We start from the raw sequence: 26,293 nt of genomic DNA on the forward strand, positions 1-26,293 counted from the left end.
CACGGCTAGCCCGTTGAGGCGGGCGGTGAGCCCTGGCCGGCGCTGCTGAGCGGTCCCCTACTCAATTCCTCGATAACCTCTCTGGGCACGTCCCTGGAGAAGACGGCTATTGTCCCAATCCGTTCGATCCCATCAACACCTATCCTAGGCCTCTCCCCGCCGGGGCCTAGATAGGTTCCACCCATCACCCTAACCACCCCAAGCCCAGCTGCTATGTCTATGTTGCGGATCTTCGGCCTCAAGTCGAGGAAGGCTCTCCCTCTCCCGATGCCTACCCATGTTACCTCTAGGGCTGCGCTGCCGAGGCTGCGGACCTTGAAGCCTCTCCCCATGATTACTATAGCGTCGGATAAGAGCCTCGCAGCCTCGGGGTGCTCGACGTAGACGTATATGAACCTCTCGCTCTCCCCCGGAGGCTCAACCCTCGACCCTCCAATGTAGCATGCATTGTCCGAGAATGATACGGGGTCCCCGTAGAATATGGGTGCCACCGCCCCGGCTATAACCTCGCTGATATCTCTTGCCCCTTTAGGGGCGAATGCTATCGACACGGAGCTCCAGGGGATGCAGTTAGTATAATTCCTGCTCCCATCCAAGGGATCAACTAGCGCTATTAGGTCATCCCCCATGTCGACTACTCCGGACTCCTCCGTTACCACTCTAGCTCTTACACCCTCATGTCTTAGCGCGTCTAGTATGTAGGATTCACTCTTTACGTCAGCGGCGAATGTTTCACCCTTTATCCTCCTCGTCGCTGTACCTGTGCAGGCTATGTCGCGGAGGAGCCCAGCGGCCTCCCCTGCAATCTTTACTGCTAGCCTCCTCAAATCCTCCGGATCGTATTCCAAACTCGACCCTCCCCGCTACTCAACCAGCTCTATGCTCGTGTATCTTATCCTTAGACCGTCTATTTGTAGAAGCCTCACGAAGTCCTCTAGGGCCCGGGCCAGCTCCTCCTCGGGGACCCCGGGGACTCCGGCTGATAAAGCTAGCACTCTCTTAGTGCCTGGATTTATGGCCGTCCTTCTCGAGTCCCTGTGGGGGTAAACGTGGACTACTACCCCCAGAGAGTCCAGGAGCACCGGGGTCCCTGGCATTAGCTTCCTCGACTCGCCTCCTATTGGCTCGAAGGTGCACTCTCCACTACAACGTGTTAGAGTTAAGGGTGTTTTGACCCTGTCCAGGTCGTAGAGGCCTATAGGGACGAGGTGTAGTAGGCTCGATGCGTTCCCAGCATCTACCACGTTATTTATCCTTGGAAAAGGCTTGCCTCGCAGCACTCTTCGGGCTAGCGCTTCACTGCTGGGTCTAACCTTTGTGGGGTCTATGCCGAGCCTCCACATTGACCTCCTATAGGCCTGTATCACGGGGTCTTCGCGTAGCATGTCGAGGCTATCATATCTCCTCCTAAACGAGTCTATGATCCTTGAGATCTCAGCTTCAAGTTCCAGTGAAGAGGGTCGTACCTCCACTCCCTCCACTGTAAGGTATCCTATCCTGAACCCGTGCCTCCTTAGCGGCTCATCTATCTCTACGAGCATCCCTTCCAGCCCTGGGAGCAGAGTTATCCATTCACCTAATACAAATATACTAATAGGCCTCGCCGGATAGGGATACTATGGTGTCATACTGGTGGGATTATTAGGCTGGTTTAAGCGGAGGCGGGAGGAAGGAGGGGGTAGGGTCAGTGTTTACAGTCCATTCCTAGAAAAGAGGATTAATGACGCTATAGAGGCCCTCTCCAGAGTAGTGGTTCCAGGCTACGATGTCGACATCGTGTCGAGCGGGGTTGTTGCTAGGATAAGGGTCGGGTTCGATGGGGCTCGGATAATAGTGTATCTCGACTACAGCGGGTCTAATCCCGGTTGCAGCTTCTGCAGGTTTCTAAATGACCGGCTCTGGGATAAGATCCTTAGGGATGCTAGGAGGAGGCTGGAGGAGGCCGGGTTTAGAGAGGCTATATTCCTCGACGTGGCTACTAGGGCGCCTATAGTGGTGACGTGAATTCGACCGTTACGAGTTAAATCCACATTGTCCATCACTTATGATGGGTAATTAGATTGAATGGCGGCGGTGGAACGTCTAAGGGTGCGGTCTACAAGTGGGTTGCCGCCGGAGTAGTTCTCGCAGTAGTAATAGCCTTGATAGTTGTTTCCGGCGTGAGGAGTATGGCTATAGTTGAGGGTAGGAGTATGGAGCCCCTCTTCCATACGGGGGACGTTGTCTTCTTGGAGAAGAAATCTCCTGATGAGATAAGGGTGGGGGATATAGTAGTCTACAAGACCCTGGGGGGCAAGTACATTATACACCGGGTTATAGAGATCTATGAGGCTGCGGGGACCACCTGCTATATTGTGAAGGGCGATAATAATCCTATAGCGGATCCAGGCTTACCCCCGTGCCCCTACAGAAATGGGGGCTCGAGAGGCATCCCTTATGAGGCTATAATTGGGGTAGTGGCCGCTCCGGGAGGAGTGCCCTTCAAGATCCCGTATCTAGGAGGGTTAACCCTTATCCTTAGAGGGTAGGGTGGATAGGAGCTTAGCCACCTCTACAACCCACTGCCCTGCTTCACCCTTCCTCGATGCAATAAGCTTCAATGCATCCTCTTCACTGACGCCCATCTTCTCGGCTACTACTGGTATTGCTTGACGCAGCCTCCTGTAAGCTTCCAGGTGATAGCTGCACATGGTGAATGGCTCATTGACCACCGCCTCCCTCCCGCATATCACGCATTTGGCCTTGGGCGCTATCACGCCTAGCGCTATGGCGAGCTTGCTTCCCACTTGCTCAAGCCTCTCCTTGTACTTTCTAATGAGGTAATCTAGTTGCTTGATGGTCTCTTCTATGACCTTGTCGTGGCTGGTCTTACCGAACCGGATGGCGTCTACGTATTCCTCGAACTTCCTAGTCAGCTCGACCCTGGCTAGGTCTGGGAACAGCTCCCCTATGACGTCTGAAACATACATGCCTAGATCAGTGACTACAGTCTTTCCCCCCTTCGAGACCAGGTATCCCCTCTTATAGAGTACCTCTATGATCCTGGCCCTGGTGGCCTCGGTACCAATGCGCTGGGTCTCCATCCATTTGAGGAGGCTCGTCTTAGAGAGCTGTGGCCTCTTTGAAACCCACCTGGTCTGGTAGCCGGCCTTCACAACCATTACTCTTTCCCCGTCTCGGAGGCTTGGGAGGGAGATCTCCTTGGGCCTTAGATAGTGGTAGTAGCGCCACCATCCCTCGTAGGATACTCGTACACCCTTAGCAGTGTAGCTCCTATCCTTCCAGTCCACCAGGTATGCCTCTATCCTCTCGACTACCGCTGGCTTGGAGAAGGCTGCGAGGAACCTCCTAACTATGAGATCATAGATTCTAGCATGGTCCCTGTCAAGGCTCCGGGGCTTAACGCCGGTTGGATAGATCGCCGGGTGGGCTGGGTCATCCTTTCTCCCCTGGACGGGCTTGTAGACGCCGCCGGTCTCAGCTTGGAGCGCTCTTACGAGGTCCGAGTAGTAGGGGTTCCTGGAGAGGGACCCTATGATCTTAGTGTAGTTTATCGTTGGAGGAAGCTTCTGGCTGTTGGTCCTCGGATAGCTTATGAGGGCGTCTAGGTAGAGGTCTTCAGCCAGCTTCTGCGTCTTCATAGGCGAGAACCCGTAGAGTCTCGCGGCCTCCGACTGTAGGTCTCCCAGGTTGAATGCTGGTGGCGGCCTTACAGTGGAGGCTGCACGCATTACTCTTTCAACTCTCACGTGGGGGTTGTCCCTCAGCTCTCTTGCTATGCGGGCTGCCTCCATCCTTGTAGAGGGGGACCATCCGTTAGGGTATGCTTGGAACTGGGCCCCGTCTTTTTCGAGGGTTAGGGTTATTGTGAAGGTGGGGAGGGGGACTGCTAGCTTAGCCTCCCTCCACCTCCTCACCGCCTCTACTAGTGTGGGGCTCTGCACCCTGCCCGCACTGAGTATTATTCTCCTCCCCGTTATCTTCCTCACGGCATCCATTAGCGCCCTGGAGACGTTTATGCCCCATAGCCAGTCCATCTCGTGCCTAGTCTTCCCCGCTTCAACCATCTCAACGTCTAGGGGCCGGAGGTTCTCGTAGGACTGCCTCAGCTCGCTTGGTCCTAGGCTCGAGAATACCATCCTGTATGCTCTCTTAGGGTTCCCTAGGTTCTCTATTATCATGTAGCCTATAACGCTCCCCTCGATATCGTAGTCGCACGCGTTGATGTACTTAGAGGCGTGTGGGAGGAGCCGGGATAGTACTAGGTAGAACTTCTTGAGGTAGGAGGCGCCCTTATCATACTCCCAGGAAGGCCTCCATTCATAATCGTATACCGGGAACCCCCTCTTATTCGTGTAGAGTCCGAAGAGGTGGCCCGCCGAAGAGGCCACAACTATCTTCTCGCCATTCCTGTACAGTATCCAGTAGGGTATATTGTACATCCTACACTTCACTGGCCTTCCTAGGGCCCACGCTATCTTCTCAGCGGCCTTGGGCTTCTCAGCAATTATGACTGTGTAACCGTAGCCTGGGCTGCACCCGCTGGTTGGAGTATTCCGCCTCATCGGGGTCCCTCATGCAGGAACAGGCAGTGTAAGTATTAGGAGGATAGCGTAAACCAGTCCTACAGCGGCTGAGACCCCATCTATCTCTTCATCGCTTATCGCTGATCCCGGGTGCTGGCCCTTCGAGAGAAGGTGGAGGGCTAGGACTATGATGGTGAATAGGAGTAGTCCGGGGTAGAAGAGCGATCCAATTAGGAGTGCTGTAAGGGTTAGCTGGGAGACTATTACATGACCCTTCTCTCCCAAGAGGCTCCTAACCACGTGGCCACCGTCCAGCATAGCGACTGGTACGAGGTTGAGGAATGTCACGAAGAAGACTATATATGCTGAGAAGGCCATTGGGCTTAGTACAACCACTTCTCCAGGACCCGGAGTCTTAGGGAGGGGTAGGAGGAGCATTATTAGAGGGGCTATTGGAAGGCTCGCCAGCCCCGTCGCCGGCTCGATCACGGAATTCATCATGCCATAGTAGGCGACTGGCAGGGCTGCGAGAAACCCTGCTATGGGCCCCGCGATCCCTATTACTGCGAGGTGCCTGTTCCTGGGAGGGAGCCACCTCATATTAATCACTGCGCCAAATGTACCTATGAAGCCCATTTGGAGGGGTGGAGCTGGAAGGAGGTAGGGGAGGCTCCTAGGCACCATGTACTTTTTCATGGCGAAGTAGTGGCCGGATTCATGAATAATTAAGGGTACGAGGAGGCCTAGAAGGTATCCTACGGGGCTCCAGGCTAATCCATGCCTCTCCTGTGGGAACGAGAGCCCCGAGATGTAGACGGTTATTAGTGTTAATACTGCTAGGAGTGAAGCTAGAGCTATCCTCCTCTTCTCCTCCCCGGCCCTCATAACTTGGAGGATAACCCCTATCTTTGTCCTTGAGACACGCATATAGCAGCCTGCTCTAACAAGATCCCGGTAGAGGTCTTCGAGTGCCTTGGTTAGGCTCGTAGTCTTCGAGTCCAAGACGAGGTACGTCTCGACTCCATCGTCTCCACCGGTATTCTCCACTACAATGTACCGTTCTATAATAAAACGGCACGAGGAGCCGGGGGCTCCAGGCCTAGTAGCGGACTCCAAGCTTCATCCCGAGATCCAGCAGGACTTTGAGGGGAATCGCCTGGCCATAGCCGCTGGTATGATACCTGAATACCGATACCGGGAGTATACCATGATCCACCTCATACCTTGCAATATCTACGGGGTCCTTGGAGCCCACTACCTCGGGGCTCACTAGGGGAGGGACCCCCATGGTGATCTGGAACGCTCTCACTCCAATTATCCTGGCCCTCTCGTACCGGGTCAGGTATGGAGGCCCTATCCTAACCCTCTCGTCGATTACAGGGTACACGTTATGGTATTCTTCCATAGCCTAGCCCCCAACTATACACGGACGTTCATGGCCTCTAGTGATAAATCTATCGCCCCAGCCCCTACCGCCTCCCTGGAGGAGGTGGAGGGTCTTGCTCGACTCTATACCTAAATGGGTCCTCCCGGCGGTGGGAGCCTTCATACTCTGGGGGATATGGGGGGTTTTGCTTAAGGAGGCGCAGGAGGGGAGGTCCTGGCAGGAGGTGTATGTAACCACTAACTCCGCCATCGTAATAATGGTACTCCTCATCCTGGTTAAGGAGGGTGGACTGAGCCTCTTCATACCCGGGAAACAGGGCCTGATAGCACTGGCGGCGGGCTTTAGCGGGACTATAGGCTACATATTTGTTATCAAAGCCCTGGAGGCTGGTGGTAAGGTTTCAGTAGTCATACCTCTAACCCAGCTCTCTCCCGCATTAACTGTACTGCTAGGAGTCCTTGTACTCCACGAGTCTCTGACTGCGAGGCAGGCTCTAGGAGTGGTGCTCGCGCTTATCTCCGTCCTACTCTTATCGGTGAAATAGAATAATAGATACCTATGCTTGTTTTATAAATAAAATTGAAGGAATTAAGGGGCGGTTAGCTTTAGAAGTTGAAGTTGCCTCCGAACTTGGAGCCGCCCTCTTCCTCCTCTTCTCCTTCTTCGCCCTTCTCCTTCTCCTCCTTCTTTGGCGGAGCGGCTGAGATCACGTCGTCGATCTTCAGCAGGCTTATCGCGGCCTCGCTGGCGCTCTTGATCGCCTGCTTCTTCACTAGTATAGGCTCGTAGACGTTGATCTTGGTTATGTCCTCCTCTATCTTGCCCTCAACCACGTTGACTCCGGCGAACTTGTAGCCCTTAGCGTGAAGGCTCCTCAGCTTCAGCAGAGTGTCTAGGGCATCCATACCGGCGCTCTCGGCGAGGACTATTGGGATCACCTCTAGAGCCTCAGAGTATGCTTCGACAGCCATCTGCTCCTTACCGCCTAGGGTCTTAGCGTAGTCCTTCAGCTTCTCGGCGATCTCGACCTCAACGGCTCCACCGCCGCCCACGATCTTGGGCTCCTTCATTATGTTCCTTAGAGAGTGGAGCGCGTCCATTACGTTCCTCTCGGCCTCGTCTAGTAGCATGTCGTTCGCGCCGCGTAGGAGTATTGTTACGCTCTTGGGGTTCTTTGCTCCTTCGATGAAGATCATCTTGTCTTCTCCTACTCTCCTCTCTTCTACTAGCTCAGCGTATCCTAGGTCCTCTGGCTTGAGGTCTCTTAGGCTGGTGACGATCTTTGCCCCCGTAGCCTTGGCTATCTTCTCGATGTCGCTCCTCTTCACCCTCCTCACGGCCATTATACCCTTCTTAGCTAGGAAGTGCTGGGCAACCTCATCAATACCCTTCTGAGTAATAACCACATTAGCCCCAGTAGCAGCAATCTTCTCGACCATCTCCTTGATCAGCTTGGTCTCCTCCTCTAGGAACCGCTCTAGCTGGTCTATGTCGGTCACCCTTATCTTAGTGGAGAGGTCGGGCTTCTGGACCTCTAGTGGCGCGTCTAGTACTGCGATCTTAGCGTCCCTGACCAGCCTAGGCATGTCGGGGTGGACAACCTCCTTGTCAATCACAACACCCTTTACGAGCCTGCTGTCTAGGAGGCTACCGCCCTTCTTCTTCTCGATCTTCACGTTGTCGAGGTCTACCTCGTAGCCCTCTCCCTTCTTCTCGGCAATTATCCTTATGGTGTTGAGGACTAGTTCGATGATCTTCTCCTTCTCGGGGCCGTGGCCTACGAACTTGCTTGATATGGTGGTGTCGATGATCTTCCTAAGCACGTTGTCGTCCTCAACGTTCACGGGGACTGCGATCTCGGAGAGGTACTCTAGGGCCTTCTCGAGGGCCTTAGTGTAACCCTCTATTATGGTGGTGGGGTGTATGTTCTCGTCTAGGAGCTTCTCAGCCTTCTCTAGGAGGGTCCCTGCTAGTACAACCACAGTAGTGGTACCGTCACCTACTTCAGCGTCCTGAGCCTTAGCAACCTCTACTAGGAGCTTTGCTGCAGGGTGCTGTACCTCCATCTCCTTGACGATGGTTGCACCGTCGTTGGTGACTACTATGTCTCCGAAAGCGTCTACGAGCATCTTGTCTAGGCCGCGGGGGCCTAGGCTGGTCTTAAGTATCTCGGCTAGGACCTTAGCCGCCAGGATGTTAGCCCTTATAGCCTCGCGACCGTAAGTCCTCTGGGTTCCCTCCTTCAATATCAGCACGGGTACTCCTGCTGCCATCTCATGTCACCTTTTCCCTAATTCGACTCCGAGTTTCCAAGGGGTTATCACTTCTATATAAGCGTTTCGCAGGCTTGTGGATAAAAGACAACGCAAACGCAGAACTACGTGAGGGTGCAGGAATAGATTGCATAAATGCGACGTTTGCCGGAGGAGGGACGCAGTCTACCTCAGAACCTATAGTGGCCACAAGCTATGCCTCCCCTGCCTGGAAAAAATCCTAGCGAGAACCGTTAAGAGGGCAATAGGAGAATCACACCTACTAGAGCCTAGGCCGAAGATACTGGTCCCGATAAGGCCCAGCGCGCCAGCCCATTCCCTAGCGATACTAGCCCTCCTCTCACGGGTTGAGAAGAAGTTCGACGCAACCCTGGGAGTCCTCCTCCCATCACAGCTGAGGGGGAGGGAAGAGGTATCTAGAGGAATAGAGTATGCAGGGAAAAATGTGAAGGTAGAGGTTATTGAAGCCAACACTCCCCTCCCATCCACTAGCGATGCTGTGGCGTGCATCCGCTTCGAGAGAGCCTGGAGCCTACACTATGCTAGGAAGTGGGGTGCCGACGCAGTCGCATTCCCTGTTTCGAGGACGTGCATGAACCTAATAGGGGTGGAGTCCCTCTTATCGGGGAGGATCGAGGCTCTAAGCGAATCACTCCCCATCCTGGACTGGGCCAGGCCGCCAGTATTAGCTTCAGCCTACTATATCGAGGCTGAGGCACTCACTGCATATGCTTACCTGCGAGGCCTCCACTCCAGCCCCCTCTGCAACCTATACATACCAGCGAAGACTCCGCTGCTCTCAATAATGGGAAGGAGGCCGGAGCTAGAGTTCAGCAGCCACAAGACGATAATGAGGATAGCTGAGAGGCTCCGTGGAATGGAGAGGTGTATAGTCTGCGGGGGCTTTACAAGGGAAGGCTCCATCTGCAGGTACTGCGAGGAAACGGGGGCCTCACAACTCTTTCTCTCTAGCTAGCCGCTTCAAAAGCTCCCTCTCCTCCCTCGAGAGATATAATACTACCCCCTCCGGGATCCTCTGGCGCAGGCTTGGAGGGTGTATCTCGCCATCATACACTACGAATCCCGCCCTAGCAATCTCCTCCAAGAGGCTCCTATCCATGACTTTACTAGCAGACTCTAGGAGGCGGCGGAAACCGATAGACTCCTTCAGGTCCTTCTCCTCAACAACCCTTCCACACACCATGCATGTCAAGTCGGGCGTGACAGAATAGAAGCCGCAGTAGGGGCACCTGATACGGGTAGGCCTGCCATACCTCTGCCAGAGGTACCTTAGGGTGTCGAGCAAGTAGTCTAGACCCTGCTCAGCGATATCCTTGTATAGCTTCGGGGCAGCCCTTCCCGCAATGTCTGGTGCATTCGATACTATAAACTCAACCTGGTGTGGCTCTAGCCTATCACGCTCGAGGAGCTTCGCGGCGAGGGCCTTATAGAGCATCTGCTTTCCATTGACTATCCTCTTAACGAGGCTCTCTATGGAGGGCTTAGTCTTCCTGGACTCTACAATGCCGGACACTATAGGCTCGATTACATCCCGTAGCTCCTTTTCAGTTAAGCCGAGGTAGTCTAGGGAGAGCCGCGAAACCACTTCCGGGATAACCTGCTTCAACACCTCATCCATGTCGAGAGTCCACTTCCTCCTCTTGCGGGTCTTCTTCTTCGCAGCCTCCCTACCACTCTTCCTTCTAGCCGACTCCGATCACCCACTCGCTAGTCCAATAATACCCTAACACGGGGTCCAGCCCGTATATAGAAGAATGATAGAGTGGTTTTGAGAATTATCTGGTAATACCGCCCCATAGATGCTATCGATTGAGAGGCGCGCAATTCATGATAGCAACCATCTACATACCTGGGGTGAGATCCATTCAATGAGGCACTGGTCCCATCAAGGACGCTACAATATGATGGCATTGAGGGTATAGGTGATGGTGAATTGCAATGGTGATAGGAAGAAAGGTTGTTAAGAGGGATGGGAGGCTCGAAGAGTTCGACCTAGAGAAGCTCAGAAATAGCATACTGAAGGCTACTCTGCCGGCTGGTCTCTCGGAGAAGGATGTTGACAGCCTTCTAGAAGAGCTGCTAGAGGAGCTTGAGAGAGAGGAGACTCTATACACCGCTGTGATCGCAGATAGGATTGCGAGGCTCATGGTTGTAAGGGGGATATCTAATCCTAGATGGTTTGAGGCGGCGAAGAGGTTCGAGTTGGCTAAGATCTATAATGATGTCTATGGTAAAGGAGGATGGAAGGACTTCAACCCTAGAGACCTGTTACTGACGTTCAACGCGTTAAAGGTTCTAGAGGCTAGGTATCTATTGAAGGATACTAGCACTTGGAGGTTCCGTGAGACCCCGCAGATGTTGTTCAGGAGGGTGGCTCATAACATAGCGAAGATCGAGCTGGAATACGGTAAGAGCCTGGAGGAGGCTAGGGAGCAAGAGGAGAAGTTCTACGATCTATTGAGTAACCTGAGGTTCATACCCAACAGTCCAACCCTAATGAATGCGGGGACCAGGCTGGGAATACTCTCAGCCTGCTTCGTAGTCCCCGTGAGGGATTCGATGAGCACACCGGATGGAGAGGGCATAATGGACGCTGTGAGAGCCCAGGCCCTCATACACCAGCACGGTGGGGGCACAGGATACGACTTCTCGGAGCTGAGGCCGGAGAATGATGTGGTTACTAGCAGTGGAGGCCTCGCCAGCGGCCCCCTCAGCTTCATGAAGCTGTTCGACACCGCCACTGACGTCATCAAGCAGGGTGGTAAGAGGAGAGGCGCCAACATGGGTGTTATGCATGTATGGCACCCTGATATAGAGAAGTTCATAAGGGCGAAGACGGGCGAGCTGAAGGATGTAAACCTACAGAACTTCAACATAAGCGTCGGCTTCTACGACTTGTATATGAAGAGAGTCGAGGAAGGAGGGCAGTGGCCCCTGATAAACCCGAGGCTCACAGACCTCCGGAAGGGTGAGGGCTACGATTCACGATACTATGCTATAGTGAGGGCTAGGCACTATATGGAGGAGGAGTGGGTGCAGGAGGTTATACTAGAAGAGATCGAGGAGCGGGGTGGTAGTGTCCCCCTCAACGAGTCTGTAATAGTCACTGTGGATGAGGCTCTGGTTATAGCTGAGAGTGAAGGAGCTATCGTCAAGTGGATTGATGCTAGGAAGCTGTTCGAGGACATAGTCAAGGGAGCATGGGACAGCGGTGACCCTGGCTTCCTCAACATAGACATGATAAACAGGAGGCACCCCACATGGTATATTGGCAAGATAAATGCAACCAACCCATGTGGAGAGGAGCCTCTTCTTCCCTGGGAGTCCTGCAACCTCGGCAGCATCAACCTTGAAAAATACGTGGTCGAGACCGGTGAAGGGCCCACTATAGACTGGGAGGCTCTGGGAAGGGATGTGAGAATCGCCGTCAGGTTCCTGGATAACGTGATAGACGCGAACAGCCCGCCACTCCCCCAGATAAAGGAGGCTACCAGGAAGACGAGGAAGGTCGGCTTAGGCGTTATGGGCTGGGCCCGCATGCTGATCAAGCTGGGTATCCCCTACGACGACCCAGACGCTGTGAGGCTCGCTTGGAGCGTTGCAGAGTGGATAGCGTGGAACGCCTATATGGAGAGCACTGAGATCTCGAGGGAGAAGGGACCCTTCCCCGCATGGGACCCTGAGAAGTACAGGTGGCTCGATGAAACCCTCCCATACAAGAATGTTGAAGACTATCTCAGTGTAGTAGCGAAGGAGACTGGGAGGAGCGAATTCGTTAGACCGCCGAGCGAGAACCTCAAGCGGATACTCTCGACAAGGCCAAGAACTGATTGGGAATTGGTGAGGCAGAGGGCTAGAAGGTATGGTATGAGGAACGCTGCACTACTAAGCATAGCACCTACTGGCTCGATTAGCATAATTGCGGGAGCGAGCGCTAGTATAGAGCCGCTCTTCGCTCTAGCGTTCCTCAGGAGAGTCTCTGTTGGAGAGTTCTTCGAGGTAGATCCCCTCTTCCTAGAGGAGCTGGCTAAGAGGGAGATGGATGAGCCAGAGGTTATAGAGGAGATAGCCAAGACCGGTAGCGTGCAGGGGTTAAAGTGGATCCCGAGGAGCCTCCGGAGGCTGTATAGGACAGCACATGATATTGACCCAGAATGGCACCTCTTACACCAGGCAGTGTGGCAGGCATGGGTTGATGCGGGAACAAGTAAGACTATCAACCTGAGACATGATGAGCCGGTGGATACTGTTAGAAGGATCTATATCCTGGCTTGGAAGCTCGGCATAAAGGGGACCACGGTTTATAGGGATAGGAGTAAGAGCCAGCAGGTCATTTACTTTGGCGTGAAGAAGGAGAAGGAAGAGGACAAGAAGAGTGGTAGAGAGAAGCGCGAGCACAGGGAGGAGCCGCAGCAGAAGGTAATCGAGGTTGAGCCTTCGAGAGATGATGAGCCAACTATGATCATTGAACCAGCTGGTGTGGAGCCTCAGGAGTCTCCAGCCGAGGTCGGGGTGTCTGCGGAGAGCCCTAGGAGGGAGACTAGGAGGACTGCTGGGAGGAAGAGGCTGAGGCTAGGTAGGGGTAAGGTCTCTGAGCTAGTTGATGTAGTTGTGGCAGATGAGGATTACGCAGGCGGCTGCCCGACCTGCGACATATAACTCTTTCTTAAATTGTTTTTAATCTATAATGTTGTCTGCGTTGTCGCGCATTTACTTAAAGCTTTAACGTCTACTATCGATTCTGGGGGCGGTTTAGATGCTCATCGAGCATCCTCACAGATTCGAAACATACGGCGCAGTTAGAATATACGATGTGATAAAGGTCCTAGAGCTAGACGCCAATGGTTACAGGGGGCACAGGGGCTCATATACTCTAGACTGCACTACTATGGAGAACATTGCCGTCCAGACAGCGATAGTGGTCCCAGTGAAGAATGAGGACCTCCTAACACTCCAGGGGGTGATCTCAGCTATACCCCACCTAAGCCCGGTCATATTGGTATCCGCCTCATCCAGGAAGCCCGCGGATAGGTACAAGTATGAGATAGAACTAGCCCGATCCATACACACCGCAACTAGGAGGACAGTGATACTCCTACATCAGCACGACCCAGTCTGGGGCGAGGTCCTGGCAGGCACAAGCCTCGAATCGATGATCGACCCGGAGACTGGCACGATTAAGAAGGGTAAGGGAGAGGGAATGTTGCTGGGTGTGCTCGTTGCAGCCGCGCTTGGAATGAAATATGTGGGCTTCATTGACAGCGACAACTACGTTCCCGGCGCAGCACACGAGTATGCCTGGATATACTATTCGGGCTTCTCCCTCTCTACAACTCCCTATAGCATGGTTAGGATAAAGTGGCCTTTCAAGGGCAAGCTGGCGGCGAGCGATGTATATTTGAGGAGGAGAGGTAGGGTTTCCAGGACAACCAACTCTGTCATGAACTATGTGCTCACGCTCCAGAAGAAGGTTGAGACCGACATTATACAGACGGCGAACAGTGGGGAGCACGCGATGTCAATAGAACTAGCCATGAAAATGAACTGGGCGGGAGGCTTCGCTGTAGAGCCATACCAGATCGTTGACATCCTAGAGAAGTGCTACCTGGGCCTCTCCAGCAACGAGTGCAACATGCTTCCAGAGGGCATCTCCATATACCAGATAGAATCCAGGAACCCCCACATACACGCGGAGAGGGGAGACGAGCACATAGTAGAGATGACTGCAACAAGCCTCGGCACAATATATTATTCAAGGCTCGCTGACGAGAGGGTGAAGACAAGAATAACCAAGATATTGAAGGAGTACGAGTGGGAAGACGATCCCCCCAAGCCCGTAACCTATGACCCCTCAGGGGTGAACCCTGAAAAGGTCTTCACCGAGGCGGTCGCACTAAGCAACAACATCTATATGATGAAGGTTTTCTAAAGCATCACAGCCATAGCATCCAGTTAAGGGAACGATCAGAGCAAGACGGGGTAGGTATGGTGCGGCCGCCGGGATTTGAACCCGGGATCGCCGGCTTGGGAGGCCGGCGTCCTAGTCCAGGCTAGACGACGGCCGCTCTCCGCAAAATCAAATTATTGAGGGTCTAGGCTTTAACGCTTCCTATCAATACATCATAATGATATAACTGTTAATCCGTCTAAAGGTAATTATGCCCGAGCCACCAGTAATTTAGGGAGTGGTAGGGTAATACTGGCTTTACGAGGGACCCTCGGCGGGGGATGGGGAGAAAGAGAGTCTCCCGAAGCGTGGGATGTGGTGAGCCGGAACACCTTATCCCCGTTGAGGGTCCCTCACCCGGCGGGGTCGCAGGGTATGGGTGGAAGGTTCATAGTAGTTGGCGTCGGGAACGTGGGCTTGAGGGTTCTCTGGGACCTTTCAAGCAGGGGGCACGAGGTTGTTGGGCTAGATAAAAGCTACGATGCTGTCGAGAAGGCTCGTAGAATGGGTTTTGAAGCAGAGGTTGGTGACGCATCGGCGGTTAAGAACCTTGCAAAGAGGCTGGGCGACGTTGACGCAGTCGTAACAGCGCTTCCTGGAAGCATAGGCTATGGTATAGTTGAGAGAATTGCCCGGGAGGGCTATAATGTGGTAGATGTATCCTTCTTCCCAGAGGATCCGTGGCCTCTAGAGGAAGTAGCTAGGCGGAATGGGGTAACGGTAGTAGTCGACGCCGGCATAGCCCCCGGTTTATCGAACTTCCTAGTAGGCGCTGGGGTTCGAAGGACTCGTGCAAGGAAGGCGAGGATCTTCGTTGGCGGTGTCTCCAGCGACCCCAGGGTTCCTCTGGGACTCGCGGCGGCTTGGAGCATGGAGGACTTGGTGGATGAGTATTTGAGGCCCGCCAGGTATATAGAGGGCGGTCGGGTTAAGAGTGTTAACCCACTCGAGTATGAGCCCGGCCATATAAGAGTGCCTCGGTTCGGGGTTATGGAGTACTTCCCCACAGATGGGTTGAGGACTCTCCTCAAAACATACTCCGACATGGACTTCATGGCAGAATATACGCTGAGGTGGCCAGGCCACCTGGAGGCTATGAAGAGCCTCGCCAGGATTGGCTTCCTAGACTCCCGCAGGATCTCGGTTGAAGGATGTCCTATAACCCCGAGGTCGTGTCTAGCCGCTATACTTAGCCATAGGCTTCGGGGAGTTAGGGATATCGTGGTTTTAATCGTCGAGCTGGACGCTGGTGATGGGATCCTCAGATACAGCACGGTGGTTGAGGCGGATGAGAACTGGTCTGCGATGGCGAAGGCGACGGGATCCTTCCAGGCGAGCGTCGCTGAACTCGTGTACGAGGGCCTGCTGGATCTGGGCTTAGTTGTTCCCGAGCAGATAGGTGCCGATAGCAGATTATCTATGATTATTGGAGAGAAGCTCGCCTCTAGGGGTATCCAAGTCCTTGAAGGTTAATCCATGAAAGCGTCGAGCCCCCTCCTCTCTGCATCCTCCATTAAAGCATACCGTTCGGCCTCTCCAGCCCTCCCGAAGAACTCGAGGATCGCTCTAACGGTAGAGGGGCCTATTCCAGGGACCCTCGCCAACTCCCTTGGATCAGCCGTTGCAAGATCTTGCAGTGTCCTATAGCCGGAATCGAAGAGTCTCCTAGCCCTAACCCTGCCTATTCCAGGGATAACTGTTAGCTGGAGGAGCTCCTCTCTCACTCCATACTTTATCCTCTTTGAGAGAATCCTCAGCCTCTGAGCTGTTTCAGCAGGCATTCCCAGTAGTGGGGCTACTTCTGACAGCGAGGACGCTATCCATTCCCCGGTCTCAACTATGTAGGATACGTCTCCGGGGCCTATGTTGAAGCGGGATGAGAGCTCGTCGTCTCTAACCTCGTTTATCCAGTCTTTGAGGAGGTATAGGATCTTGAGGCTACGGATCTCCTCGGGGCCGAACCAGTCGATTATATCTACTAGCTCGGGATCCTCCTCAATAGTCCTATCCATGAGGTATTCCTCCTCCCGCCTCGCCACCGGCAGCTTAGTCATGTCGGGGGATGAGGCTACGAGGTAGAGTAGGATGGTGTCATGGTAGCTCTTAGCCTTCTCAATGATGCCGAGTATGTTGGGTATATTCATCGGGTCAAGGTATCTTATCGAGACAACATGGCCGAGCGGGGTGACGGCTAGGCGTCCATCCTCCTCCTCTACAAGCCCCCATTCAATCAGATTGCCGATAGACTTCTCCACCACACTCCTAATCCCCGATACCCCGCGAGTGTAGCCGTAGAATGATTCTTGAGAGGAAGCCTAGGACTTCCTTCCGAGTAGATACGAGGCCAGAGTCTGTTACCCCGAGTATAACGTGTCTCAGGCTCTTCAGGTTTGAGAGCTTGCTCTCAACACGCTCGAGTTCCCCCCTGATATAGTGGTCTATGAGGTCCTCGACATCATCGGTTCTCGAGGCGACTATTACCGAGTCTCCCACTCTATCATATCCAGGTCTCCCGGCTCTACCAGCGAGCTGCTTGTACTCGTATACCCCTATAGGCCTCCTAAACCCTGCTTCATACCTGTAGTATTCCTCCACTATAACGAGTCTAGCAGGGAGGTTTACGCCCGCGGCAAGTGTAGGGGTTGCATGGATCACTGCAATTGCTCCCTCCCTGAAACCCTCCTCCACCAGCCGCCTCTGGGTGTTAGAGAGACCCGCATGGTGGAAGGCTACACCTCTAGTAATCAAGCCAGCCAGCTTCTCCCGGAGCTGCCGAGACCCCTCTGATTTTAGGATCTCACCGGCTATCTCCTTGGCCCTCTTCTCGTCGAAAGCTAGCCTCTCCCTCATTATCTTAGCAGTTTTCTCGGCCAGGCTAGCTACTCTCCGCCTGGACTGGGAGAAGACTATGGCTTGCGCTCCCTCCCGGACGAAATGGTTCAGTACGTTAACGTAGGATAATGGAGCCACGACGTCAACATCCTCAACGGAGCCTTCAGGATAGTGTAGTCTTCCATTCTTGTAGACGCTCTCCCTCAGGGGGACGGGCCTCCAGTTCATAGAGATGGGTTTAGCACCCAACCAGGCTGCAAGCTCGTCAATGTTTGGCATCGTCGCTGAGAGGCCGATCAATTGAGGGGGCTCTCCATGGTATAGGAGCCTGGTTACAAGAGTCTCTAGAACCGGTCCCCTCTTCTCGTCCGAGAGATAGTGGAGCTCGTCTACTACGGCGACTCTTATCGAAGCGGAGATTTCCGGGTTGACCCGGAGGAGGGTGTCTAGCTTCTCATAGGTGGTTATGAGTATGTCCGCATTCCTCGGGCCTAGTGAGAGGTTCCCTACCTCTAGCCTGGTTTTAAACCCGAGACTCTCGAGCCTGTCGAACGCTTTCTTTTTCTCGTAAGCAATGCTCCGGAGGGGAGCGGTGTATACTGCTATCCCTCCTGGATTATCGTAGAGCGAGTTAACTATTCCTATGAGTCCTATGAGGGTTTTACCGCTGGCTGTCGGTGTTGCGACGACGAGGTTTTCTCCGCGCTCTACCCCGGCGTCTAGGGCTGCCTTCTGCGGTGGGTAGAGCTCTTTTATGCCGAACTCCTCGAGTAGGGTTCTGGTTATCTTCCTCATCCCTTGGCAGACACCTTCACTGCTACTCTACAACTTGGTAGCAGCCGCCTTTGGGCATAAACACGTATCCTTCCCGGTGTAGCTTTGTGAGTGTCTCGGATATCTTCTCCTCGCTTATGCTAGTGGCCTTAGCCACCTCCTTGATGATAGTGTGTTGGTCCACGCAGTCCTTGTCTGAGCCGAGCCTCTTGATCGTGTCGAGGATTATAGTGTAGAGGCGGATCTGGGATCTGCTCTTACCGGTCATTATTATGCCTGCATCGATCTCTCCTGTCTCCGTCATTCCAACACTGGTTAGGAACGACATTGTGAGCCTGATCGCTTCGGCGGCATCCTCCATAGTAACCTCGTCCTTCAACGCCATTTTAGCATGTGCTTCGGCTAGCCTGATTATTGCTTCGAGCTGCCTTGCTGTTATCGGTATTGGTGGGGTCTCCTTGTCGGTTGCAACAGCCATGTTCCTCATGTAGACGAAGAATTCTTCTATGAGCTTCTTAGCGTTCGGGCTGAGCCTTGGCTTCACATACCTCCTAGCGTATATGATGTATTTTTTCAGGAGGGTTGGGTCGATCTCCATTTTGAACTTTTCAACATTGCTGTGCGCCTCTAGAATATACCTGGCTAGCCTCCGGTCCTTATCAAGGCTTGGCTTATCCTTAACCACGAATATGAGGTCGAACCTGGATATGATCGTTGGAGGCAGGTTTACGTTCTCGGTGAACGTCTTGTTCTCAAGGTATATTCCGAACTTCGGGTTCCCAGCTGCGAGTATGCTGGCCCTTGCATTGAGCCTTGCAACGATTCCTGCCTTTGATATGCTTATGACCTGTTGCTCCATCGCCTCGTGTATCGCGACCCTGTCCTCGGCCCTCATCTTATCGATCTCGTCTATGACTGCTACTCCGCCATCGGCAAGAACTAGGGCTCCTGCTTCAAGGTAGAATTCCCCGGTCTTGTTGTCTCTCACAACAGCGGCTGTGAGTCCGGCTGCAGTTGAGCCCTTGCCGCTCGTGTATACTGCTCTAGGCGCTATCCTTGCCGCTGATTGTAGCAGCTGGCTCTTAGCGACTCCAGGGTCTCCTACGAAGAGGACGTGTATATCACCTCTTATCCTGGTGCCGTCAGGCATTACTTTGGGTACGCCCCCGAAGAGGGATAGGGCTATGGCTTCCTTAAGGTCCCAGTGGCCGTAGATGCTTGGGGAGATGCTTGCGATTATCCTCTCCCTTATCCAGGGGTCCCTGGCTAGCTCCTTGATCTTCTCCTCGTCCTCCCTCGTGATAGTTATCTCTTCAAGCGCCTTCTCTGATACCCTCATGCTGTTGGCTTCAAGGTAGACCTCGTAGAGGGGGCTGACCGATGAGGTCTGCTCTAGCCTGGGGATGCCTACGATGGTGATCCTATCGCCTGGCCTGGCGGAGTCTACCAGGTCATGGGTTAGGTGGACCTCTATGCTTCTAGGCATCTGTCCTCCGGGAACGTCTTCGGGCTTTTCCTGGAGAGTGATCTTCTGCCAGTCAATGTACTTGGACTTCTCCTTGAGGAGTATGAACTTTCCCCCGCCCTCTCCACAGACTGGGCAGATGGAGGGCTTCTCTATGCGATCCCCTATGACCTCGTCGCCCGGGGGCCATTCGAACTCGGCGCCACACTTCTCGTGGCGGAACCAGGCCTTCACCATCCTGCTTCTAATAGGATGCATCCTTGTAACTATCCCTTCCACCTGTACAAGTTTCCCTATGTAGTCGCTCTTGATGTCTCTAATCTTAACTGTCTCGAATAACCCGTAGATCCTCGCGATGAACTTTTTCTTCCTCTTAGCATATTCGGGGTCCTCGAGGCTCACTAGCTCCCTTATCGCCTCATTAGCCTCTCTGAGAATCTCGGTGGGGTTGTCTATTAGGGCCTCAGCTAGCTCAGTGTTGTACCTGTATAGGTTTGAGAAGTCTATGGCCAGGCTTTGGAGGTCGAAGTTGATCATTCTCCTCAGGCGTCTCATGTACTTGAAGGTTCCCTGCTCGTCCCTGAAGTTCTTTATGAAGTCTTTGAACAGCTCCCCGTACTCCATGGGAGCCTCTTCTGAGCCGAGGGCCTCAGTCATAATTGTCACCCCCTGAATATATCCTGTACGTAGTCTCTCCACACGCGGGCAGTCTCATTTACGCTGGAGTATACAAGGTTCTCCTCAGGGGTCATCTTCTCCCTGAACTCCTCGCCGGAGGTTAGGGCGAGCCTAATTATTTTTAGGAGCCTGGTCTCTGCGAGCTCTACTAGGTTCTTCTCAACGATCTCCCTATCCTTTAGCAACATGTGGGTGGGCCTCTCCTGTATGAGGCTGTTAAGCTCCTGTACCAGTTCCCGGGCCTTCATATAGAAGTTTGGTGGTAGGGGGGTGATCTGGTTCGCCGCCGGCCTCCTCTTTTCACGGTAGTGGTAGGTGTTGATCTGGTCTATATCCAGGCGTTTATCTTTAACCTCAACTATCCCCTCATCCTCAAGTATACGGGCCTGCCACCTGGGAAGGTCTAGTTCGTCCCCCTTCCTCACGTTTAGTACTCCACCAGGGGTCGGCAGTCTATTGTAGTTTTTTAGGAACACTACCCTGACACTCCGCGTCTCGTAGTCGAGTCTAATCAGCTCCAGCCTCTCCTTCAGCTTCAATCTCCTCCCTCCCAGTGGGTATGTTGTAATACCTAGAGTAGATATAGGGTGAATAACGGTTACCCGGGCTTTTAAGGGCTTTGAGGGAGTATTATCCTATGGGAGACTAGAGAGGGGTGTTTGATTATTGAGTTCGATCTACGAGCTCCTATGGGTGGAGAAGTATAGGCCTAAGACGCTTGATGAGATAATAAACCAGGAAGAGGTGGTATCTAGGCTAAAGAAGTTCGTTGAGATGAAGAACATGCCCCACCTACTCTTTGCAGGCCCTGCAGGGACCGGTAAAACTACGGCGGCCCACGCTCTGGCCCACGACCTTTACGGCGAGAATTACAGGCAGTACATGCTCGAGCTCAACGCATCCGACGAGAGAGGTATAAACGTGATAAGGGAGAAGGTGAAAGAGTTCGCTAGAAGCAGGACTCCCCCCGAGATACCCTTCAAAATAGTCCTATTAGACGAGGCCGACAATATGACAGCCGACGCGCAGCAGGCTCTACGCAGACTAATGGAGCTATACAGTGCGAACACCCGATTCATACTGATAGCCAACTATCCGTCGAAGATTATAGACCCTATACAGTCCCGGTGTGCCTTCTTCAGGTTCCAGCCATTGAAGAAGGAGGACGTCGTGAACAGGCTGAGATACATTGCGGAGAACGAGGGTGTAGACTATGATGAAGAGGCTTTGGAGACTATATACGAGATCAGCGAGGGAGACATGAGGAAGGCTATAAACATCCTCCAGGCTTCAGCCGCCCTCGGGAAGGTAACGGTAGAGGCGGTCTTCAAGGTTGTAGGCTTAGCTAAGCCCAAAGAGGTTAGAGAGATGATCAAGATCGCCCTCAAAGGAGACTTCGCTGCCGCACGGAATCTTATGAGGAAGCTTATGATAGAGTATGGGCTGAGCGGAGCCGACCTAATCAAGCAGATTCATAGAGAGATAATGAGCAATGAGATAAACATACCAGAGGAGGCTAGGGTCCTAATAGCAGACTATATAGGAGAGGTACACTTCCGTCTAGTAGAGGGTAGTGACGACGACATACAGCTCAGCGCGCTCCTAGCCTGGCTCTCAATGCTAGGCGAAAGGCTCGGTGTGGAGTCGTGACAGCACTCGCCAGGAGAAGGCTCAAGCCCAACATTCCCTGGGTGATAAAGTATAGGCCGAAGCGAGTAGACGAGGTATTCAACCAGGAGGATGCTAAGAAGAAGCTTATCCCCTGGATCAAACAGTGGGCTGAGGGGCGGCCTCCTTCTAAGAGAGCAGCCCTCCTATACGGGCCTCCGGGTGTGGGTAAGACTAGCCTGGTGGAGGCGATCGCCAACGAGTATAAATTCGAGCTGCTGGAGCTGAACGCTAGCGACTACAGGAGTTATGAGGCTATAAAGAGGACTGTGGGCGTGGCCGCTAACAAAATGCCCCTTTATGGTAATGGCATCATCATACTCTTGGATGAGATAGACGGTATTGCCCCACGAGAGGACTCGGGCGGCCTAAGAGCCCTCCTAGAGATCATACCCGAGACAAGGAACCCGATTATAATGACCGCTAACGATCCATGGAAGCAGCAGTTGAGACCCCTACACCAGGTGGCAGAGCTGATCCCATTCAAAGCTCTAACCATCAACCAGGTTGTAGCTATACTGCAGAGAATCTGCGATCTTGAAGGACTGGAGTGTGAGAGAGAGGCTCTCAGGTATATTGCAGAGGTCGAGAGGGGCGATGTGAGGGCTGCGATAAACGATCTACAGGCGGTGGCGGAGGGGTATGGCCGGGTTACTCTAACGCTGGTCAAGATGCTCGTCCGGGGGCGTGAGAAGAAGAATGAGATCTTCGTGACACTCAACCAGATCTTCTATGCCGATAAAGCCTGGAAGGCTAGGAACGCTATAAACAACAGCCAGGAGGACTATGAGACGGTCATAGCATGGCTGAACGACAACATCCCCAGGAAATACGAGGATCCCGAGGACGCTTTCCGGGCATATGATGCACTGGCACGGGCGACTTTGATGCTGAGTAGGGCAAAGTTCAGTGGAAACTGGTCCCTCCTTCCATATGTATTCATCCTAGCAGGGCCCGGCGTAGCCTTAGCTAGAAAGAACAAGCCGATCAGCAAGGCAAGGTATGCGTACCCGGAGAGGATCAAGCTGCTGGCTAGGCTAAAGGAGGTTAGGGAGACAAGGGAGAGGCTGGCCGAGAAGATCGCGAGAAGAACACTAGCGTCGAAGAGACTCGTTAAGGCAGAGATACTTCCCTACCTCTTCATCATATTCAGGGAAGCGGACGACCCGGTTCCAGCTGCTAGGCTCGCACTCGGCTATAACCTGGACAGGAAGGAGGTGGAGTTCCTAGCCGGTAGCAGGGCCAGGGTGATCCTGGAGGCGGTGGAGAGGATAAAGAAGGCTAGGAGCCGCGAGCAAAAAACGCCCTCCCGGGCAGAGGCTAAGCAGGCTGAGAGTGCTGGCTCGGCCCCACGGGGAGAAGAGGAAGGAGAGAAGAAGGCCAGGAGGAAGGGTAAGAAGCCGCCGTCTACAACCCTAGACTCGTTCTTCTAACCCTTTCGTTTTCTTCACAACCCTTACATCCGTGATCCTGGTAATTGGATACTGTCCCTCCTCATCCTTCTCGTACTTCTTAACCATATCCCATATGGTGAGGAGGGCCGCGGATACCCCTGTTAGGGCCTCCATCTCCACGCCAGTCTTGTAGTCGGCCTTAACCTCAACCCTCACCCTGACAGTGTCATCTCCATAGTCGAAGTCAACCTTGACGCTTGTTATGGGGATGGGGTGGCAGTAGGGTAGTATGCTCGGGGTATTCTTGACGGCGAGTATGGCGGCGATCTTGGCCGCCTCCTCCACGTCACCCTTCTCCACCCTCTTCTCCCGTATTAGCCTTACAGTCTCAGGTCTCAACTTAATGACCCCCTCAGCTACAGCCTCGCGGGAGACTATCGGCTTCCTAGATATGTCCACCATTCCACCCTTCAACCCGCCAGCACCCTCCTCCTACTCGCTCCAGAGCCTCTCCAACTCCTCAATTAGCCTCTTGGTGGCACTGATCCTTGGGTCGGTGAGATTAACCTCGTATAGCTTGAGCCTGCCATAGCGCTTCTCTATCACAAGACCTTTCTCGACCAGCTCCTCTAGGTGCCTCTTAACGAGCCTGTGGGGGAGCCTGGTCTCCCTCACTATCCTAGAGATGTTCGCCTGCCCCTCTTTCAGTAGGAAACGTAGAACTCGGAACCTTCCCTTGCTCTCGAATAAAACCTCTATATCCATTGTCTAGCCACCAAGCCTCCTCCGGAGTATGCTCTCTATAACTTCGATCAGGGGCTTCGCAGGAATATCAGACCTTAGCCTTATGATCGAGGTTCTCCCCCTCATACCCTTGCCGGAGGGGTTTACGTCGATCAACTGTATGCTTTTCAAGTTGTTAATGTACATGTTGAACTGTGTGTGGCCCCGTGGCGTTTCTCCATAATACTCGGCTATCTCACTGTATATCTTCCTTAGCTGGCCTGTGGTCATCCATTCTCCCTCTTCGAGCGTATACTTTGCTATAGCGTATAGGACTAGGAGCTCGTGCGTGCTTAGGCCTTCAAGATCCTGGTAGCTGACGTTGGCCATTGAGTCGACTGATAGGGCTCTTCTCACGTATTCCGCTGTTATCCTATTAGCTCCCTCAAACTCAGCTTGTTCGGCAGCGGTGTTTAGGGCGTTCAGCGCCCTCCTAGCGTTTCCATCCTGCAACCCGTTACCGTCTATACCATAGTGCTCTGCGATCATGTAGAGTATCTCTGGGGTCCAGGTGTTCTCGTAGAGAGCCTCCAGGGCCCTCTGCTCTAGTATATTGTAGAGTTCCTCGACGGTGTAGGGCTGGAGGTGTAGCCGGAAGCTTATCTGCGACTCTATCTGGGGCATCTTCGACCTGAGCTCGCTTAGTATAAGATAATCGGAGGCCACAAGGATGTAGCTGATCCTGGGAACCCCGTCTGGGGGTGGCACTTGCTCGTAGATCCTCAGCAGAGAGTATAGGTATGCATCATCGACTCTTGGGGATTTAACCAGGTTCTGGAACTCGTCGATGGCTACGAGTATGAAGAGGTTTTTCTCATATATGTAGTCGACTAGGGTCTTTAGAGCTTCTAGGCTGGAGGATCCCCTTATATTGATCTTGGGGCTGATCTGGGATGCTATTACAGTTAGGATCTCGTGCAGAGATGGAGCCGCGTAGACGTTTATGTATATGAACTTGTAATTGATCCCCCTGCTCGGAGCGAGTTCACCGAGCTTGCGCCCCACGTACTTTGTTAGGGTTGTTTTCCCGATCCCGCTCCTTCCCGGAGATCCGAAGATAGCTATAACGTCTCCAGCCCTGCCCTCGGAGAATCGGACGAGGATCTTACCTGCTAAGAGGTCTGCCTCTCTTCTTCTAACTCTCAGCTCGCTTGGGATATAGTATTCCGAGAGCTTCTGTCTGTCGCGGAATATTGTGGTCCTCAATTTGCTCTCCACTTCTATTCACTTCCGATCAGCTATAATACATTGTTACTGTCCGGATCGGAAGTAATCCGGGGAATACCATATTAATGTTTGTAATTCAAGCCTAGTCAACTCCCACGAGAAGGCACTGGTAGCCACAGGATCTCGGCCTTCCCCATGATACTATTATGTTGTTGTCAAACCCCTCGAGATCCAGGATGTAGGGACCCCTCCTATCCACCCTTAGCCCGCTTGCACGGATAAAATCACTTATTGCGTACTCGTCCAAGTATCCCTTACTCTTCCCTCTGAGAGCGATGATCAAGCGAACACCTCCAGCAGTCCTACTGAGAGCCTTCTTAATGACGCTGTAAGCTTCCTTGACTATTCTATCCCTATCTTCCCCCGCCAGCCTGATGCAAGCTCTTGATAGGACGACTCTGGATGCAAAGGAGAACTTATATCTTCGAAGAGAGTCGAGGAATCCCTCTCTAGAGAGATGAGGACTGTCACCCCACAGTAGGAAGACACCAGTATTCCCGCTCTCAAAAACCCTTAAACCAAGTACTGTAGCGAGGTCCCATGCCTCCTCTAGACACCAGCGAGTCCTCTTCGGCTTAGCAACTATGACTGCCGCTGGGCATACGGGCAGATCTCTCTCAGGGGGCATTCGCTACACCTTGGATTCCGGGCTCTACAATACCTGCGACCCAGTACTATTAGCAGTCTATGGGCTTCTCCAGCGAGATCCGGGCCGAAGAAGTCTAATAGAGCTTTAGAGACCTCCTTATAGGATGCCTTATCGCCAACCAACCCCCACCGCTTCGCTATCCTCGCCGCATGCGTATCAACTGCAAAAACTGGAGCATTAAATACCAGTTGTAGGAAGACGTCTGCAGTCTTGCTTCCTATACCAGGTATTGATAGGAGCCATTCCCTTATCGCTCTCCAGCCACCACTCCTGGAGAGGCTAGGCCATTTTTCACAGAATTCCTCGGCTAGCTTCTTGATAGTTAGAGCCTTCTGCTTATGGAGTCCCGCAGGCCGTATAGCTTCCTCGATAGTGTCCAATGATGCTCTGCGAGCGTCCTCGCAACTCGTGCCTATGGTCTCAACATAGTTCTCTAGCGCCCGTATAGAATTCTTGTCAGAGGTATTCTGGCTCAATATAATGGATACTAGAAGTAGGAAGGGATCCTTCGAGAATCTCCTCGCAATAAGTACTACGAACTCGTCCTCAGTGTATCTTAGATTCTCCTCCAACAGTTTGAAGACTTCTTCTCCGGAGGCTTTGATCACTTAAAGGCACACCCCTTGGACGCTATTATCCTCTGCCGCGTTTTATCAGACTACTGGTGTG

Annotated in this window: 25 protein-coding genes and 1 tRNA gene; 9 read left to right on the forward strand and 17 right to left on the reverse strand. The window is 53.1% G+C overall.

Annotated elements, in window-relative coordinates; all coding sequences use genetic code 11:
* Window positions 1–5 precede the first annotated feature (5 nt).
* Together ACZ47H_RS06830 and ACZ47H_RS06835 are read right to left on the reverse strand one after the other, a co-directional pair.
* Complete coding sequence (locus ACZ47H_RS06830) at window positions 6–848, reverse strand: inositol monophosphatase family protein (RefSeq protein WP_464932943.1); 843 nt, start codon at window positions 846–848, stop codon at window positions 6–8.
* A 15-nt stretch (window positions 849–863) separates the two neighbouring features.
* Complete coding sequence (locus ACZ47H_RS06835; RefSeq protein ID WP_464932944.1) at window positions 864–1,541, reverse strand: B3/B4 domain-containing protein; 678 nt, start codon at window positions 1,539–1,541, stop codon at window positions 864–866.
* Between the two features lie 91 nt (window positions 1,542–1,632).
* Here ACZ47H_RS06835 and ACZ47H_RS06840 point away from each other — a divergent pair, with 91 nt between their 5' ends.
* Entirely contained in the window at window positions 1,633–2,004 is a 372-nt protein-coding gene (locus ACZ47H_RS06840; protein WP_464932945.1) for a hypothetical protein, read from the forward strand.
* 56 nt (window positions 2,005–2,060) lie between these two features.
* Entirely contained in the window at window positions 2,061–2,528 is a 468-nt protein-coding gene (locus ACZ47H_RS06845; RefSeq protein ID WP_464932946.1) for a signal peptidase I, read from the forward strand.
* Here the strand turns inward: ACZ47H_RS06845 and ACZ47H_RS06850 are convergent.
* From ACZ47H_RS06850 to ACZ47H_RS06860, 3 genes are read right to left on the reverse strand one after another with little or no spacing between them, the layout of a single operon-like run.
* On the reverse strand, window positions 2,505–4,565 hold the full coding sequence (locus ACZ47H_RS06850; protein ID WP_464932947.1) for a DNA topoisomerase I: 2,061 nt from the start codon (window positions 4,563–4,565) through the stop codon (window positions 2,505–2,507). The genes ACZ47H_RS06845 and ACZ47H_RS06850 overlap by 24 nt on opposite strands.
* A 9-nt stretch (window positions 4,566–4,574) precedes the next feature.
* On the reverse strand, window positions 4,575–5,573 hold the full coding sequence (locus tag ACZ47H_RS06855; protein ID WP_464932948.1) for a site-2 protease family protein: 999 nt from the start codon (window positions 5,571–5,573) through the stop codon (window positions 4,575–4,577).
* A gap of 52 nt (window positions 5,574–5,625) precedes the next feature.
* Complete coding sequence (locus tag ACZ47H_RS06860) at window positions 5,626–5,931, reverse strand: DNA-directed RNA polymerase subunit K (RefSeq protein WP_464932949.1); 306 nt, start codon at window positions 5,929–5,931, stop codon at window positions 5,626–5,628.
* Between the two features lie 94 nt (window positions 5,932–6,025).
* Between ACZ47H_RS06860 and ACZ47H_RS06865 the strand changes: the two genes are divergently transcribed.
* A complete protein-coding gene (locus ACZ47H_RS06865; RefSeq protein ID WP_464932950.1) occupies window positions 6,026–6,457 on the forward strand; it encodes an EamA family transporter in 432 nt (143 codons plus the stop codon).
* 61 nt (window positions 6,458–6,518) lie between these two features.
* Here the strand turns inward: ACZ47H_RS06865 and thsA are convergent, their stop codons facing one another.
* Window positions 6,519–8,186, reverse strand: coding sequence for a thermosome subunit alpha (gene thsA / locus ACZ47H_RS06870; RefSeq protein ID WP_464932951.1), 1,668 nt, complete (start codon window positions 8,184–8,186; stop codon window positions 6,519–6,521).
* 127 nt (window positions 8,187–8,313) lie between these two features.
* On the opposite strand from thsA, the gene ACZ47H_RS06875 reads away from it, so the two are divergent.
* The gene (locus ACZ47H_RS06875; protein ID WP_464932952.1) at window positions 8,314–9,162 is read left to right on the forward strand and encodes a hypothetical protein; all 849 of its coding nucleotides are present in this window, start codon (window positions 8,314–8,316) and stop codon (window positions 9,160–9,162) included.
* On the opposite strand, the gene ACZ47H_RS06880 is transcribed toward ACZ47H_RS06875, so the two are convergent.
* Window positions 9,139–9,813: a TFIIB-type zinc ribbon-containing protein gene (locus ACZ47H_RS06880; RefSeq protein ID WP_464932953.1), complete on the reverse strand. Its 675-nt coding sequence runs from the start codon at window positions 9,811–9,813 to the stop codon at window positions 9,139–9,141. The genes ACZ47H_RS06875 and ACZ47H_RS06880 overlap by 24 nt on opposite strands.
* 332 nt (window positions 9,814–10,145) lie before the next feature.
* Between ACZ47H_RS06880 and ACZ47H_RS06885 the strand changes: the two genes are divergently transcribed.
* Both ACZ47H_RS06885 and mpgS read left to right on the forward strand, forming a co-directional pair.
* Entirely contained in the window at window positions 10,146–12,866 is a 2,721-nt protein-coding gene (locus ACZ47H_RS06885) for an adenosylcobalamin-dependent ribonucleoside-diphosphate reductase (RefSeq protein WP_464932954.1), read from the forward strand.
* Window positions 12,867–12,963: 97 nt separating this feature from the next.
* The gene (mpgS, locus tag ACZ47H_RS06890; protein ID WP_464932955.1) at window positions 12,964–14,136 is read left to right on the forward strand and encodes a mannosyl-3-phosphoglycerate synthase; all 1,173 of its coding nucleotides are present in this window, start codon (window positions 12,964–12,966) and stop codon (window positions 14,134–14,136) included.
* A gap of 57 nt (window positions 14,137–14,193) precedes the next feature.
* On the opposite strand, the gene ACZ47H_RS06895 is transcribed toward mpgS, so the two are convergent.
* A tRNA-Gly gene (locus tag ACZ47H_RS06895) sits at window positions 14,194–14,272 on the reverse strand.
* Between the two features lie 257 nt (window positions 14,273–14,529).
* Here ACZ47H_RS06895 and ACZ47H_RS06900 point away from each other — a divergent pair.
* Window positions 14,530–15,627, forward strand: coding sequence for a saccharopine dehydrogenase family protein (locus ACZ47H_RS06900; RefSeq protein ID WP_464932956.1), 1,098 nt, complete (start codon window positions 14,530–14,532; stop codon window positions 15,625–15,627).
* Here the strand turns inward: ACZ47H_RS06900 and ACZ47H_RS06905 are convergent.
* From ACZ47H_RS06905 to ACZ47H_RS06920, 4 genes are read right to left on the reverse strand one after another with little or no spacing between them, the layout of a single operon-like run.
* Window positions 15,624–16,412, reverse strand: coding sequence for a helix-hairpin-helix domain-containing protein (locus ACZ47H_RS06905; protein WP_464932957.1), 789 nt, complete (start codon window positions 16,410–16,412; stop codon window positions 15,624–15,626). The two genes, ACZ47H_RS06900 and ACZ47H_RS06905, sit on opposite strands and share 4 nt — an antisense overlap.
* Before the next feature lie 4 nt (window positions 16,413–16,416).
* Window positions 16,417–17,781, reverse strand: coding sequence for a DEAD/DEAH box helicase (locus ACZ47H_RS06910; protein ID WP_464932958.1), 1,365 nt, complete (start codon window positions 17,779–17,781; stop codon window positions 16,417–16,419).
* 22 nt (window positions 17,782–17,803) lie between these two features.
* Window positions 17,804–19,882, reverse strand: coding sequence for a minichromosome maintenance protein MCM (gene mcm / locus ACZ47H_RS06915; RefSeq protein WP_464932959.1), 2,079 nt, complete (start codon window positions 19,880–19,882; stop codon window positions 17,804–17,806).
* A gap of 5 nt (window positions 19,883–19,887) precedes the next feature.
* A complete protein-coding gene (locus tag ACZ47H_RS06920) occupies window positions 19,888–20,442 on the reverse strand; it encodes a GINS complex subunit Sld5 (RefSeq protein ID WP_464932960.1) in 555 nt (184 codons plus the stop codon).
* A gap of 127 nt (window positions 20,443–20,569) precedes the next feature.
* On the opposite strand from ACZ47H_RS06920, the gene ACZ47H_RS06925 reads away from it, so the two are divergent.
* Both ACZ47H_RS06925 and ACZ47H_RS06930 read left to right on the forward strand, forming a co-directional pair.
* Window positions 20,570–21,553, forward strand: coding sequence for a replication factor C small subunit (locus tag ACZ47H_RS06925; RefSeq protein ID WP_464932961.1), 984 nt, complete (start codon window positions 20,570–20,572; stop codon window positions 21,551–21,553).
* Entirely contained in the window at window positions 21,550–23,004 is a 1,455-nt protein-coding gene (locus ACZ47H_RS06930; protein WP_464932962.1) for a replication factor C large subunit, read from the forward strand. The genes ACZ47H_RS06925 and ACZ47H_RS06930 overlap by 4 nt, the downstream gene beginning before the upstream one ends.
* Here ACZ47H_RS06930 and moaC read toward each other — a convergent pair.
* From moaC to ACZ47H_RS06955, 5 genes are all read right to left on the reverse strand, one after another.
* Window positions 22,987–23,427 carry a cyclic pyranopterin monophosphate synthase MoaC gene (gene moaC / locus ACZ47H_RS06935; RefSeq protein ID WP_464933970.1) on the reverse strand — a complete coding sequence of 147 codons (441 nt, stop codon included), beginning with the start codon at window positions 23,425–23,427 and terminating at the stop codon, window positions 22,987–22,989. The genes ACZ47H_RS06930 and moaC overlap by 18 nt on opposite strands.
* A 30-nt stretch (window positions 23,428–23,457) precedes the next feature.
* Window positions 23,458–23,730, reverse strand: coding sequence for a helix-turn-helix domain-containing protein (locus ACZ47H_RS06940; RefSeq protein ID WP_464932963.1), 273 nt, complete (start codon window positions 23,728–23,730; stop codon window positions 23,458–23,460).
* 3 nt (window positions 23,731–23,733) lie between these two features.
* Window positions 23,734–24,954: a Cdc6/Cdc18 family protein gene (locus ACZ47H_RS06945; protein WP_464932964.1), complete on the reverse strand. Its 1,221-nt coding sequence runs from the start codon at window positions 24,952–24,954 to the stop codon at window positions 23,734–23,736.
* A gap of 103 nt (window positions 24,955–25,057) precedes the next feature.
* Window positions 25,058–25,603, reverse strand: coding sequence for a hypothetical protein (locus ACZ47H_RS06950; protein ID WP_464932965.1), 546 nt, complete (start codon window positions 25,601–25,603; stop codon window positions 25,058–25,060).
* Complete coding sequence (locus ACZ47H_RS06955) at window positions 25,558–26,232, reverse strand: endonuclease III domain-containing protein (RefSeq protein ID WP_464932966.1); 675 nt, start codon at window positions 26,230–26,232, stop codon at window positions 25,558–25,560. The genes ACZ47H_RS06950 and ACZ47H_RS06955 overlap by 46 nt, the downstream gene beginning before the upstream one ends.
* Window positions 26,233–26,293: the final 61 nt, after the last annotated feature.

This window comes from Thermodiscus maritimus (assembly GCF_055382595.1).